At 67.1% G+C, this 13,223-nt stretch carries 12 protein-coding genes; 4 read left to right on the forward strand and 8 right to left on the reverse strand.

Translation table 11 applies throughout. The features are described from left to right. Positions 1 to 27: 27 nt before the first annotated feature. The gene (locus ARADN35_RS0122810; protein WP_010466355.1) at positions 28 to 978 is read right to left on the reverse strand and encodes a hypothetical protein; all 951 of its coding nucleotides are present in this window, start codon (positions 976 to 978) and stop codon (positions 28 to 30) included. Positions 979 to 1,144: 166 nt separating this feature from the next. Here ARADN35_RS0122810 and ARADN35_RS26750 point away from each other — a divergent pair, with 166 nt between their 5' ends. Then, entirely contained in the window at positions 1,145 to 1,792 is a 648-nt protein-coding gene (locus ARADN35_RS26750; RefSeq protein ID WP_139019232.1) for an AraC family transcriptional regulator, read from the forward strand. On the opposite strand, the gene ARADN35_RS0122820 is transcribed toward ARADN35_RS26750, so the two are convergent. The 7 genes from ARADN35_RS0122820 to recG all read right to left on the reverse strand — a co-directional run bounded on the left by ARADN35_RS0122820 (position 1,767) and on the right by recG (position 9,613). Continuing rightward, entirely contained in the window at positions 1,767 to 2,135 is a 369-nt protein-coding gene (locus ARADN35_RS0122820) for a DUF1801 domain-containing protein (RefSeq protein WP_010466359.1), read from the reverse strand. The two genes, ARADN35_RS26750 and ARADN35_RS0122820, sit on opposite strands and share 26 nt — an antisense overlap. A gap of 140 nt (positions 2,136 to 2,275) precedes the next feature. After that, positions 2,276 to 3,166 carry a 4-hydroxybenzoate octaprenyltransferase gene (gene ubiA, locus ARADN35_RS0122825; RefSeq protein WP_010466361.1) on the reverse strand — a complete coding sequence of 297 codons (891 nt, stop codon included), beginning with the start codon at positions 3,164 to 3,166 and terminating at the stop codon, positions 2,276 to 2,278. 110 nt (positions 3,167 to 3,276) lie between these two features. Next, positions 3,277 to 3,912, reverse strand: a complete 636-nt coding sequence (locus ARADN35_RS0122830) for an SGNH/GDSL hydrolase family protein (RefSeq protein WP_010466364.1) — start codon at positions 3,910 to 3,912, stop codon at positions 3,277 to 3,279. A gap of 9 nt (positions 3,913 to 3,921) precedes the next feature. Further along, on the reverse strand, positions 3,922 to 4,422 hold the full coding sequence (locus ARADN35_RS0122835; protein WP_010466365.1) for a Dps family protein: 501 nt from the start codon (positions 4,420 to 4,422) through the stop codon (positions 3,922 to 3,924). A 121-nt stretch (positions 4,423 to 4,543) separates the two neighbouring features. Continuing rightward, entirely contained in the window at positions 4,544 to 6,292 is a 1,749-nt protein-coding gene (locus ARADN35_RS0122840) for a dipeptidase (RefSeq protein ID WP_010466367.1), read from the reverse strand. Between the two features lie 177 nt (positions 6,293 to 6,469). Further along, a complete protein-coding gene (locus ARADN35_RS0122845; RefSeq protein ID WP_010466369.1) occupies positions 6,470 to 7,435 on the reverse strand; it encodes a LysR substrate-binding domain-containing protein in 966 nt (321 codons plus the stop codon). Between the two features lie 21 nt (positions 7,436 to 7,456). Then, entirely contained in the window at positions 7,457 to 9,613 is a 2,157-nt protein-coding gene (gene recG, locus ARADN35_RS0122850; protein WP_010466371.1) for an ATP-dependent DNA helicase RecG, read from the reverse strand. 103 nt (positions 9,614 to 9,716) lie between these two features. Here recG and ARADN35_RS0122855 point away from each other — a divergent pair, with 103 nt between their 5' ends. From ARADN35_RS0122855 to queA, 3 genes are all read left to right on the forward strand, one after another. Continuing rightward, a complete protein-coding gene (locus ARADN35_RS0122855; RefSeq protein ID WP_010466372.1) occupies positions 9,717 to 10,997 on the forward strand; it encodes a cyclic di-GMP phosphodiesterase in 1,281 nt (426 codons plus the stop codon). A 4-nt stretch (positions 10,998 to 11,001) separates the two neighbouring features. Continuing rightward, complete coding sequence (locus tag ARADN35_RS0122860) at positions 11,002 to 11,958, forward strand: 1-phosphofructokinase family hexose kinase (RefSeq protein WP_010466373.1); 957 nt, start codon at positions 11,002 to 11,004, stop codon at positions 11,956 to 11,958. Positions 11,959 to 12,059: 101 nt separating this feature from the next. Next, positions 12,060 to 13,220 carry a tRNA preQ1(34) S-adenosylmethionine ribosyltransferase-isomerase QueA gene (gene queA / locus ARADN35_RS0122865; protein WP_010466374.1) on the forward strand — a complete coding sequence of 387 codons (1,161 nt, stop codon included), beginning with the start codon at positions 12,060 to 12,062 and terminating at the stop codon, positions 13,218 to 13,220. Positions 13,221 to 13,223 lie beyond the last annotated feature (3 nt).

The following is a 13,223-nucleotide window of genomic DNA, read 5'->3' on the forward strand; positions in this document are numbered from 1 at the left end:
CAGCCTAGCGCCCGTTATCCGCGTGACTCAATAGCCAGCCCGTGCCTGCGGGCACTTCGCCTTGCTGGCAGGTTTGATCTCCACCACCTGCCAACTGGCATCCAGCATCCAGGCACTGGTCCGTTTGCGCGTGACCTGCTGGCCTTTGCCCAGGCTGCTGACATTGACCGCGATGGCCTTGTCAGATTTTCCGTAGCGGCATTCCACCTCAAACTCCAGGCCTTCCCTGGCGCTGACCGTTGGCAAGGGAACCTCCACCAGCTTCAACGGCGGTTTGGCCAATTCGGCGGGGGGCATGCTGTCGTAGGCGCTGCTGGCGTCCACCACAAACCCTGCGCGCGAAAAATGCTCCAGGCCACCGGCAGGCGCAGCGCCGCCGGATGAGCGCGCCCAGAACCCCGCGCTCTTGCCCGCCACGGTGTCCGACGACAGTGGCGCCCACTGCTGGCGCAATTCTCTGCGCGACGGCAGCGCTGCGCTGGCAGGTGCCAATGCCATTGCAGGGACAGCCGCCGGGGAAGGCGCCGCCGCAGCCATGGCTTTTGGGGCCGGTGCTGCCTTCGCTGCAGGCGCGGCGGCTTCCTCGCCCTGGAACTTGTACTTGCCGTCAAACGGCACATCCCCCCAGGCACTGGCACAGGCCTCGACATGCAACTGCATGCCCCCCGCTGCGCGCTTCAAGGTCATCGTGCAACGGCCTTCGCGAAAATCCCAGCCGCCAGGCGCATCGGCCAACTTGCCTTCGCCAGCGCCACTGCGCAATTGGCCCGGCTTGCCCATCTCGGACACCTCCAGCGTGAACTTGCCGTTGGATTTGACGGTGAGCAACCGCTCAAAACGGCTGTCGCTGGCCTCATAGACACCCGCTTTGGGGTAAGGGCTGTAGTCGGCCGCCAACACGGGCGCCGTCAGACACGACAGCACCACGCCCACGGACAAGAAACGCAGGGCACGCGCAGTGTTTGTTTTGTTTTTCATGCTGCCAGGGAGAAGGAGTTTTTATGATCAGGGACACACGCCGCACGCCCAACGCTGCGGCAGGCAGTGTCGCCCTGCGGCGGGCTTGCATTGCGCTGCCGTGCGGCGGCGCGATCTTACCGACCGGGGTGGGATCTTTGGGGCTCCTTGGCACAATCGCTCGGCCATGTCACAACTCTTACATCCCTTTGAAGCCTGGCACCACACTTCATGCGCTGCCGACAGCACCGTGGTGGTTCCGGATGGTTGCCGTGACCTGATCCTGCATGCCCTCCCCCACCAGCCGCCCACCTGGTTTGTGACCGACCTGGCGGACAGCACCTACACCGTGCCCGGCACGGTGGGCGAGTGCTACTGGGGGTTTCGCATGCAGCCGGGCACGCAGGTAGATGCAGAGCGCCTGCTGGCCCTGCTGCAGAGCCAAACCATGAACGAACCCCACAATGCCCTGCCGTTGCTGCACGACTGCATGGCGCTGGATACGCGGGTGGCCGATGCCCTGCAAAGCCTGGCGCGCCACAGCCAGGTGGCCCAGGCAGCGCGGCAACTGGGCGTGTCGGAACGCACCCTGCAACGGCTGGTGCAGGCCGCCACCGGCCGTGCGCCGGCCTATTGGAAGTGCCTGGCCCGCGTGCGCCGTGCTGCGCAGGCGTTGCCGGGGGCACCGTCGCTCGCGGAGTGCGCAGCGGACCATGGCTACACCGACCAGGCCCACATGACGCGCGAATTTGGTCGCTGGCTGGGCCGCACGCCCGCAGCGGTGGTGGCTTCGCCGCAGTGGCTGGCGGCTATTGGCGCTTCTGGCTATTGCTGATGGAGCACGCCAATCCCAGGTAGTGGGACACCTGCTTGGCAGCCAGGTCTTCTGGCGTGTGCAGTTTGATGTGCCTGCGCTGTTTGCCAGCGCCCTCCAGCACCTTGAATTCGTCCGCCAGCTGGGCGCCATCGCCGAACTCCAGCGACACATGCTGGGTGTACGCAAACAGGCCACAAAAAGGCGCTGGTGCCGAAAAGAGGATGCCGCCGTATTTGACCTCCTCGCGCACATCCGGCCCCAGGGCAAGAACAAGGGCACGCGCGCCCTGCAGCAAGCCGTGTTGCTCTGGATGATGCTGCTTAATGTCCAGCAGCAGTTGATGGACGCGGTCTTCGGCCATGGATGGAGAGGTGCGATAAGGGGTTTGAATGAAAGATGCCGACTGGCTGGAGGCTCTGAGGCAATGTAGCGAAGGGCGTGGAAACCGGCTTGTAAAAACCCGCCACCAAATCGCTGACCAGCACGGCCCGCACGCCGCAGTCAGCCCGTCACACCCAGCCACCGCAGCAGATAGCTGCCCGCAATGCCCGCAAACACCGTGGCACCCAGCCAGTGGTTCACGCGGAATGCCTTGAAACACCCTTCGCGCGAGCGCGTGCGGATCAGCGTGAAATGCCACAGCACCTGCGCCAAGGCTACGGTTAACGCTACATAAAAAATAGCGCCCAACGTATACCCATCAAGCGCCAGAACCCAAATTGACAAGAAAAGCAGGTAGAACACCACAATGGCGGCCACATCCAGACGGCCCAGGGTGATGGCCGAGGTCTTGATGCTGATCCGGAGGTCATCGTCGCGGTCCACCATCGCGTATTCGGTGTCATAGGCCAGCACCCAGAACAGGTTGCCCAGCCACATCCACCAAGCTACGGCTGGCACGCTGCCCTGCACGGCGGCAAACGCGATCACGATGCCGAAGTTGAACGCGATGCCCAGCACCGCCTGCGGCATGGCGATGATGCGTTTGGTAAAGGGATAGGCAATGGCCACCAGCACGGCGGGCACCGACCAGGCAATGGCGGCGGTGTTGGTGGTGAGCACCAGGCCAAACGCCAGCAGCGCCAGCACGGCCCCCAGGGCCAGCGCCTCCTTCACGCCCACTGCACCCGTGGTCACCGGGCGTTGTGCGGTGCGCTTGACGTGTTTGTCGAAGTCGCGGTCGGCCACGTCGTTCACGCAGCAGCCGGCGCTGCGCATGAGGATGGTGCCCAACACGAACACCACCAGCAAATGCCAGCCCGGGAATCCGTCGGCCGCGATCCACAGGGCGGAGAGCGTGGGCCACAGGCACACCAGCCAGCCGGCGGGACGGTCCCAGCGGATGAGATCAAGGTACAGGGCGAAGCGGCTGCGCGGGGTGACGGACGGCATGCGTTGGCGAGTGCGGAAGGGTTATAAAACCCGCCAAACGTGCGGGCGCACCGAATGTAGCAGCAGAGTCTCGCATGCCCACCCACCGGGCGGGCATGGCTTGGAAGCGGCTAAAGAAGGCGCGCGACCACCGGCGTCAACGCCTGCGCCAGCCGCGCATGCTGGTCTGCATCCAGGTGCACGCCGTCCACCGGGCTGGCCGTGACCACCTGGCCCGCATCCAGGAAATGGCAGTCCATCGTGCGGGCAACCTGTTCCAGGGCGGCTGCCGTGCCGACGCACCGCAGGTCGCCTCCCTCGAACTTGGGCGTGACCGGACCGTGCGCCACCGTGATGGGCGGCGGCGCCACCACCAGGATGGGCGGCACCGGCATGCCGGGCTCAATGGGCGCCTGCCGGATGGCCGCCACGATCGCGGCCAGCCCCTGCGACGAATGCCAGGCACTGTTCTGGTGGCTGGACTGGAAGTCGTTGGTGCCCAGCATGAGGACCACCAGCGCCAGCGGGGAGTGGATTTCGATGCGCTGCGCCAGGCCCTGAAGGCCATTGCGGCCGGGCTTGAACGGGTCGTCCCACACGGTGCGCCGACCGTTGAGGCAGTCTTCGATCACCCGCACCTCACGCCCCTGCTCAAGCAGGGCCAGCTCCATGGCACCGGGCCAGCGCTGCCCAAACGGCAGGCGCTGGCGGGTGCCCGGCACGATGCCCCACGACAGGGAGTCGGCGTACACCAATACGTGCTGCACCCCGGTGCCTCACTCTTCCAGCAGCGAGCGCAACATCCAGGCCGTCTGCTCGTGCACCGTGAGGCGCTGGGTCAGCAGGTCGGCGGTAGGCTCGTCGCTGGCCTTGTCGGCCAGCGGGAACAGGCTGCGGGCGGTGCGGGCCACGGCCTCATGGCCTTCGACCAGCACCCGCACCATGTCCAGCGCCTTCGGAGGCTTGGCCGGCGCGTCGGGCACCGTGGCCAGCTTGCCGAACTCGGCGTACGAGCCGGGGGCCACATGGCCCAGCGAGCGGATGCGCTCGGCGATCGGGTCCACCGCGTTCCATAGCTCGGTGTACTGCGCCATGAACATGGTGTGCAGCGTGTTGAACATCGGGCCCGTCACGTTCCAGTGGAAGTTGTGCGTGGTCAGGTACAGCGTGTACGTGTCGGCCAGCAGGCGCGACAGGCCCTGGGCGATGGCGGCGCGGTCTTTTTCGCTGATGCCGATGTTGATGGTGGGGGCGGTGGTCTTGGAGGCCTTGGCCATGGAAAGCTCCTTCGTTGGAATGGCGGTCAATCGATGGAATCCGCCGTGCGCTGCGGTCCGGAGGGCTCCGGACCGCAGCGCACGGCGGCTGGTGGTCACTGTAGCGCAGGCGCCAAAGCCATCACTGCATCTGGCTCAAATTCCCGATGCGCACCAGCATCTCGGTGAACATCTGCATGTCCGCGTCCAGGTCCACCACCTCCTTGAACTCCTTGGCGTTGTGGGCCGTGTACTTCTTGCCCGGCATGGCGGGGCCGAAGTTGATGGCGTTGGGCATGAGCTTGGCCGTGGTGCTGCCGGCCGTGGGCACGGGCTTGGCTTCCAGGCCCGTGGTGTCGCCAAAGGTGTTGAGCAGCGTGGAGAGCCAGGCGCCCTTGGGGTCGCGGGCCATCCAGTTGCCCTGTTGGTGGTCCACCTCCACCGCCACGCCGGCCTGGGTGCCCCAGGCCTTGATCTTGGCCGACGTGGCCTGCGCGAGCGCCTCGGGCGTGCTGCCGCGGGGCATGCGCACGTTCACCAGCACATCGACCTTGCCATCCTTCTCGCGCACGAGGTTGGGGGACATCGTCAGCGGGCCCATGAAGTCGTCGGCATACGCCAGGCCCAGCGTGCGGCCCAGGTAGTCGGTGCCGTACAGGTCGGTGAGGTAACGCACGGCCTGCGCGTAGCCGTTGGGGGCCAGCGCCACGCCCGACTCCTTGAGGAACAGCGCCAGGCGCGGCAGCGGGTTCACGCCTTCTTCAGGGCGTGAGCCGTGGGCCGATGCGCCAGTGACCTTGACCTGCACGGCGGCGCCGTCCTGCGTGACGTCGATGCTGAAGACCCCGCCCTGTGGCTTGTATTTCTCGACGAACGCAGCCTTGGCGGCGTTCAAGCGCGCAGCCACGTCGGCAGTGTTGCCGCCCTGCAGGCGGGCCGTGGCGGTCTGCGGCACGGCGTTGGTCGATGCGGCGCCGGCCATGGCGGTGATGGTGATGGCGGTGGCGCTGACGCTGGCCACCGATCCCAGCGCGAACGAGGCGCGCAGCGCGCCGGAGCCCTTCTCGGCCACCACGGCGGGGTACTTGCTGTCGAGCACGATGTTGTACTCAGGCAGCGTGGTCTTGGCGCGGTAGTACTTCATCGCGTCGCCGCCGGTTTCTTCCGTCGTCTCGATCATGAGGCGGATCGTGCGCGACAGCGGCAGGCCACTTTCCTTCACCGCCTTCATCGCGTAGAGCACGGTGGCGATCGATCCCTTGTCGTCGATCGAGCCCCGGCCGTACAGGTTGCCACCCACGCGCGTGAGCTTGAAGGGGTCCAGGCGCGTGCCATCGTCCAGCACCCATTCGTCGGCCACCACGGGCACCACGTCGGCGTGCGTGAGGATGCCGAACTCCTCGGTGCCGCTGCCGGGCAGCTTCACTTCAAAGACACGGTTGTCCACGTTGCGGAACTGCAGGCCAAAATCGCGGGCCATGCCCTCCACCAGCGCACCGAAGGCAATGATGGACTTGTCTTCGTGTGGCGGCACCTTCTCGGACCGGAACGTGGGGAGCGCCACCATCTTGGCGGTGGTGTCGATCACTGCCGCCTGGTTGTGCAGGCGGTTGTACAGACCGAGCAGACGGCTGATGTTGACCAGGTCGTCCCCCGCCAGCGGCTGCTTGGCCGCATAGGCCGAGACGCTGGCGCGCAGCATCGGGTTCTCGCGGGCGGCCTGGGCCAGGAACTCGCCGAAGCTGCCTTGTGCCGCAGCGGGCAGCGAAGCCACCAGGCGGTCCATGTCGGCCTTCTTGACCGTGCCCGCCACGGGGGCGTGCGAGGAGGGAATGCTGGAACACGCGGCCAGGCCCACGGCCAAGCCAGCGGCCATCAGGATCTTCTTCATTGATTGCTTTCCTTGGGTTGTGGAGTGCGCATGGCGCCCGCGGGTTGCATGTGGCGCAACCCCGCAGTGCGGGCGGCAGGTTGGTGCCACCCGTGGCGTTTTGTCCTCAGCGAGCTTCTACCGCGCCACACGCCATGCGGGCGAAAGTGTAGTCCCGCCAGGCAGACCCAGGACGGCTCAGGACAGACGTTTCACGCCCGGCAGTTCGCATGCGTACACCGCGTTGCGCAACGCCGCGATGGCCTCGTAGCGCGTGAAGCTGCGCCGCCATGCCAGCACCACGCGGCGCACTGGTGGCGGGCCGCCATCTTCCTCGCGGATGGGCAGATACCGGATGTAGGTCTCGTCGCTCTTGCGGCGGCGCGACACGGTGAGCAGCGCATCGCGCGGCACCGACAGGCGCGGCACCAGTGTCACGCCCATGCCCGCCGCCACCATGTGCTTGATGGTCTCCAGCGAAGAGCCTTCGAACGACTTGCGGATGCCCTCGGCATTGCTCGCAAAACGTGCGAATTCGGGGCAGACCTCGAGCACATGGTCGCGAAAGCAGTGGCCCGCGCCAAGCAGCAGCATGGTTTCGCTCTTGAGTTCAGCCGCCGTCACGGACTTCTTGGTCGCCAGCGGATGCGAGCTGGGCACCGCTGCCATGAAAGGCTCGTCATACAGCGGCGCCATGGCCAGCCCCGTGTCCGGGAAGGGCTCGGCCAGAATAGCGCAATCGATCTCGCCCGTGCGCAGCATCTCCAGCAGCTTCACCGTGAAGTTCTCTTGCAGCATCAGCGGCATCTGCGGGTTGCGCACGATCGACTGGCGCACCAGCTCGGGCAGCAGGTAAGGGCCGATGGTGTAGATCACGCCCAGTGTGAGCGGCCCCGCCAGCGGATCCTTGCCGCGTTTGGCGATCTCCTTGATGGCCGCCGCCTGCTCCAGCACGCTCTGCGCCTGGCGCACGATCTCTTCGCCCAGCGGCGTGACCGAGACCTCGCCCGCGCTGCGCTCGAACAGCTTCACATCGAGCTCTTCTTCCAGCTTCTTGATGGCCACCGACAGCGTGGGCTGCGATACATAACAGGCGTCGGCCGCATGACCGAAGTGTTTCTCCCGCGCCACGGCAACGATGTACTTGAGTTCGGTGAGGGTCATGGTGTGTTCCAGCAGGCCGTTTCATGCCTTGAGATAGTCGGATTTTCCACCCAACCAGTGCGCCACGTGCTTTGCGGCCAATTCCGGGTGGCGATCCAGCATCACCGGAGCCAGCTCACGCGCCCATTCCAGCAGGTGCGTGTCGGTGGCCAGGTCGGCAAAACGCAGCAGCGCGTCGCCCGACTGGCGTGCGCCCAGGAACTCGCCAGGGCCCCGTATTTCGAGGTCGCGCCGGGCGATTTCGAAGCCATCGTTGGTCTCGGCCATGGCGCGCAGGCGCTCCTTGGCGGTTTCGCCCACACGGCCACTGTCGTTGGTGGCATACAGCAGCACGCAGGCCGATGCGGCCGCACCGCGCCCCACGCGCCCGCGCAACTGGTGCAGCTGGGAGAGGCCAAAACGCTCGGCATGCTCGATGACCATGAGCGAGGCGTTGGGCACGTCCACGCCGACCTCGATCACGGTGGTGCTCACCAGCACGCCCATCTGGCCGCTGGTGAACAGCGCCATCACGGCCTTCTTCTCGGCCGTGGGCATGCGCGAATGCAACAGCCCGACCATGCAACCCGGCAGGGCTTCGCTCAGATCAGCATGGGTGGCCGTGGCGTTACTCAGATCCAACGCCTCGCTCTCTTCGATCAGCGGGCACACCCAGTACACCTGCCGCCCGGCCTCCACCTGCGCGCCGATGCGTGCAATCACCTCGTCCTTGCGGCTGTCAGCGATGAGCTTGGTGACGATGGGGGTGCGGCCCGGGGGCAGCTCGTCGATGACGGAGACATCCAGGTCGGCGTAGTAGCTCATGGCCAGCGTGCGCGGGATAGGGGTGGCACTCATCATGAGCATGTGCGGCTCCATGCCGTGGGCGGCCAGCTTCTGCCGCAGCGCCAGCCGCTGCGCCACGCCAAAGCGGTGCTGCTCGTCGATGATGGCCAGCGCCAGGTTCTTGAACTGCACCTGCTCCTGGATCACGGCGTGGGTGCCCACCACCAGCGCGGCCTCGCCGCTGGCCACCAGTGCGAGCATGGCGGTGCGGTCCTTCTTTTTCTGCCCCCCCACCAGCCAGGCCACCTTGCGGCCGCGCGCGGCCAGCAGGGGTTCGAGCCAGCCGATCATCTTGGCGAAATGTTGCTCGGCCAGGATTTCGGTGGGCGCCATCAGCGCGCACTGCCAGCCCGCGTCCATGGCCAGGCAGGCGGCCAGGGCCGAGACCACCGTTTTGCCCGACCCGACGTCGCCCTGCAGCAGCCGGTGCATGGGCACCTTGCGGGCCAGGTCGGCCGCAATCTCTTCGCCCACGCGGCGCTGCGCCGCCGTGAGGCTGAACGGCAGCACGGCCAGCAACTGCTCGTGCAGCGGCAAGGAACCGTCTGCGGCTTTTTGTGCGCGCAACACGGGCGCACGCAGCATGTCGCGCGCGCGGCGCGACTGCTGCTGCGACAGCTGCTGGGCCAGCAGCTCCTCAGCCTTGAGGCGCTGCCACGCGGGGTGGCTGTGGTCTTCCAGCGTGGACAGAGCCACATCGGGCGTGGGGTGGTGCAAAAAAGTGAGCGCCTCGCGCAAGCTGAACAAGCGCTGGAGGCCATTTTGGCCATAAACCCGAGTCACCGGCGGCTCGGCACCGGATGGCAAGGTGTCTGACAAGTCCACCCGCGTCAGCGCGCCGACCACGGCACGGCGCAGGTAGGGCTGTGGCAAACCGGCGGTGGTGGGGTAGACCGGCGTCAGCGCGGCGGGCAGTTCGCCACCCGCTGCGCGAAACGCGGGGTGCATCATTTGTCGCCCCCAGAAGCCGCCCTTGATTTCGCCCCGGATGCGCAGGCGCGCACCCACGGCCAGGGTCTTCTGGTGCGAAGGGTAGAAGCTGAAGAAACGCAGTTCGCACGCCCCGGTGTCGTCCTCCACCTGCACCAGCAACTGGCGGCGCGGGCGCAGCTGAATTTCGCTGGAGGTCACCGTGGCTTCGATCTGCACCATCTGCCCATCGCGCGCATTGGCCAGCGGGGTGATGCGGGTTTCATCTTCATAGCGCAGGGGCAGGTGCAGGGCCAGGTCGATGTCGCGCCGAAGTCCCAGCTTCTGCAGCGCCTTCTGCGCCACCGACGCGCCGCCCTTGACCACGGCAGGAGGTGCCGGAGCCTTGGCGTTGCGGGAAACTCTGGGGGCGGCGGCGGGCATGTAGCGGGTTCTACGAACGGCAGGGACTGGGCAAAAAGGCTACCATGGTTACCGTTGCTCACACCTGAAGGCGGGCGTTTTTTCCGAGCCCAGGGTTCTCGTCATGCTCAAGCGCATCCACATTCAACATCTCACCCTGGGCATGTATCTGCACGAGTTCTGCGGCTCGTGGATGGACCACCCCTTCTGGCGGGCCAAGTTCCTGCTCAAGGAACCCAAGGACCTGGCCCGCATCCAGGCCACGGCGATCCAGGAATGCTGGATTGACACCAGCAAGGGGCTGGACGTGGCGCCCGGCACCGTGTCGGTGTCGCGCGAAGAGGCCGACGCCCAGATTGACACCGACTTCAGCCGCCTGGAGGATCTGCCCCCCCTCAAGGTCACGCTGCCTCCTCCTCCACCGCCGCCGAAGCGGGACCGCAAGCCCACGGACATGGCCAGCGAACTCAAGATGGCCGCCGCCATCTGCGTGAAGTCCAAGCAGGCCGTGGTCTCGATGTTCAATGAGGCCCGCCTGGGCCGCGCGGTGGATTCGGCGGGCGCACAGAGCCTGGTGGAAGAGATTTCGGATTCCGTCACCCGCAACCCGGGCGCGCTCATCAGCCTGGCGCGCCTGAAGACGGCCGACGACTACACCTACATGCATTCGGTGGCCGTGTGCGCGCTCATGGTCGCCCTGGCGCAGCAGCTCAAGCTCAAGGAAGACCAGCAGCGGCTGGCCGGCATGGCGGGCCTGCTGCACGATCTGGGCAAGGCGGCCATTCCGCTGACCGTGCTCAACAAGCCCGGCAAGCTCACCGACCAGGAGTTCACCGTGGTGCGCAGCCACCCGGTGGAGGGTTTTCACATGCTCAAGGAAGGCGGCAACGTGCCCGACGCCGTGCTGGATGCCTGCCTGCACCACCATGAAAAGGTCGATGGGTCGGGCTACCCCAACAAGCTCCAGGGTGAGGGCATCAGCGTGATCGCCCGCATGACGGCCGTCTGCGACGTGTACGACGCCATCACCTCCGACCGGCCCTACAAGCGCGGCTGGGACCCCGCCGAGTCGCTGCGCCGCATGGCCGAGTGGACCACGGACCATTTCGACGCCCGCATCTTCCAGGCCTTTGTGAAAAGCATCGGCATCTACCCTGTGGGCTCGCTCGTGCGCCTGACCTCGGGGCGCATCGGCGTGGTCACCGAGCAATCGGCCGCCGCGCTCACCGCCCCCACGGTCAAGGTGTTCTTCTCGACCAAGTCCGACCTGCGCATCCCACCCGAAATGGTGGATCTGTCCGCGCCGCACTGCAACGAAAAAATCGTGGCGCGCGAAGACCCCGACAAGTGGCGTTTTCCGGACCTGAACGAGCTGTGGTCGGGCTTTGCCGAAAAAGTCTGGTAGCCCCATGCCCACGCTGATCACCCTCACGCTGAACCCCGCCCTCGACCTGGCCACCACCACCGGCCACGTTGCGCCCACCCACAAGCTGCGCTGCGGCCCGGTGCAGCGCTTCGCAGGGGGCGGCGGCATCAACGTGGCGCGCGTGCTGCACCGCCTGGGCGCCGATGTGCTGGCCTGGGCGCTGGCGGGCGGTGCAGCGGGCGCACAGGTACGGCAGTTGCTGGCCGACGAGGGCGTGCCCACGGTGCTGCAACCCATTGCAGGCGATACGCGCGACAACTTCTCGGTCGTCGAGACCACCACGGGCCAGGAGTTTCGTTTTGTGCTGCCCGGCCCCACGCTGCAAGCCGCCGAATGGCAGGCCTGCCTGGATGCGCTGACGGCACAACAGCCGCCGCCGCGCTGGCTGATCGCCAGCGGCAGCCTGCCGCCCGGCACACCCGAAAACTTCTACGACCAGCTGGCGCGGGCCCTGTCCACCCGGGGGGTGCGCGTGGCCATCGACACCTCGGGCCCGCCGCTGGCGGCTGCGCTGCAGGCCGGGGTGGCCCTGGTCAAGCCCAGCCTGCGCGAACTGCGCGAGGTGGTGCGGCAACCGCTGGAGCATGCGGCGGACTGGTGCGCCGCCGCCCAGTCGCTGGTGCACAGCGGCGCCGCCGGGATCGTGGCCCTGTCGGTGGGCGAACAAGGTGCCGTGCTGGCCACGCGCGAGGGCGTGTGGCAGGCGCCCGCCCTCAATGTGCCCGCCACCACGGGCACCACGGGCGCGGGCGACTGTTTCCTGGCGGCCCTGGTGTGGGCGCTGGACCGGGGCGACGCCCCTGCCGAGGCCCTGCGCTGGGGCTTGGCTGCGGGGGCCGCTGCCCTGCTGCACCCTGGCACGACACTGGCCCAGGCCGACGATGTGCAGCGGCTGGTGCACCGCGTGCCGGCACCGGTGGCGTTCGCCACGCAGCCATAGCGACAGCCATCGCCGCACCCGGCGGGCCTCACAGCCACATGGGACAATCGCGCCCTCCGTAATTTTTACCTTGGCACGGGCCCGTTCGGCCCTCAAGCACGATGACTGATCTCTCCCCCGGCGCATCCAGCGCACCGCTGGCCACCAGCGCGCCCCACGCCCCGCGCGTCTTCACCCTCAGCGACTTCGATTTCTCGCTGCCCCCCGAACTCATCGCCCAGCATCCGGCCCCCGAGCGCAGCGCCTCGCGCCTGCTCGACGGCCGTGCCATGCAGCCCGTGGACCGCATCTTTCGCGAGCTGCCCGGACTGCTGCGCGAAGGCGACCTGCTCGTCTTCAACGACACGCGCGTGGTCAAGGCGCGCATCTTTGGCGAGAAGGCCAGCGGCGGCAAGCTGGAACTCCTGATCGAGCGCGTGCTGCCCGCCGAGGCGGGCAACCCCGGCAACGAAGTCGTGGCCCACATGAAGGTCAGCAAGAAGCCCCTGCCCGGCAGCACCGTGCACATGGCCGGGGGCCGCAAGGCGGGTGGTTTTGACGCGATGCTGCTGGGCCGCTGGCCCACCGAGGACGGCCCCTTGTTCCGCTTCGCGCTGCACGGCCCTGCGGGCGAATCGCCCTGGGAGCTGATGGACCGCCACGGCCACCTTCCGCTTCCGCCCTACATCGAGCGCCAGCAGAACAACGACCACGACCCTGACGAGGCAGAGGACAGCCAGCGCTACCAGACCGTGTTTGCGCGCGCTCCCGGCGCCGTGGCCGCGCCCACCGCCGCGCTGCACTTTGACGAAGGCGTGCTGGCCGGCCTGGCCGCGCGTGGCATCGAACGCGCGAGTGTCACGCTGCATGTGGGCGCGGGCACCTTCCAGCCGTGCAAGACCGAAAATCTGGCCGAACACCAGATGCACAGCGAGTGGTACGAAGTGCCCCTGGCCACGCTGGCGGCGCTGGAACGTTGCCGCCAGCGCGGCGGGCGCGTGGTGGCCGTGGGCACGACCACCGTGCGCACGCTCGAATCCTGGGCCCGCTCGGGCCAGGCCACGGGCGACACAAACATCTTCATCACGCCGGGCTTTGCATTCCAGGTGGTGGATGTGCTGATCACCAATTTCCACCTGCCCAAGAGCACGCTGATGATGCTGGTGAGCGCGTTTGCAGGCTATGCCCACATCATGGGCCTGTACCGGCATGCGATGGCGCAGCAGTACCGCTTCTTCAGCTACGGCGACGCCATGCTGCTGGAGCGCAGCCCGCCGCGCTGACGC

It is taken from the genome of Acidovorax radicis N35 (assembly GCF_000204195.1).
Taxonomy (GTDB): Bacteria; Pseudomonadota; Gammaproteobacteria; order Burkholderiales; family Burkholderiaceae_C; genus Acidovorax; species Acidovorax radicis.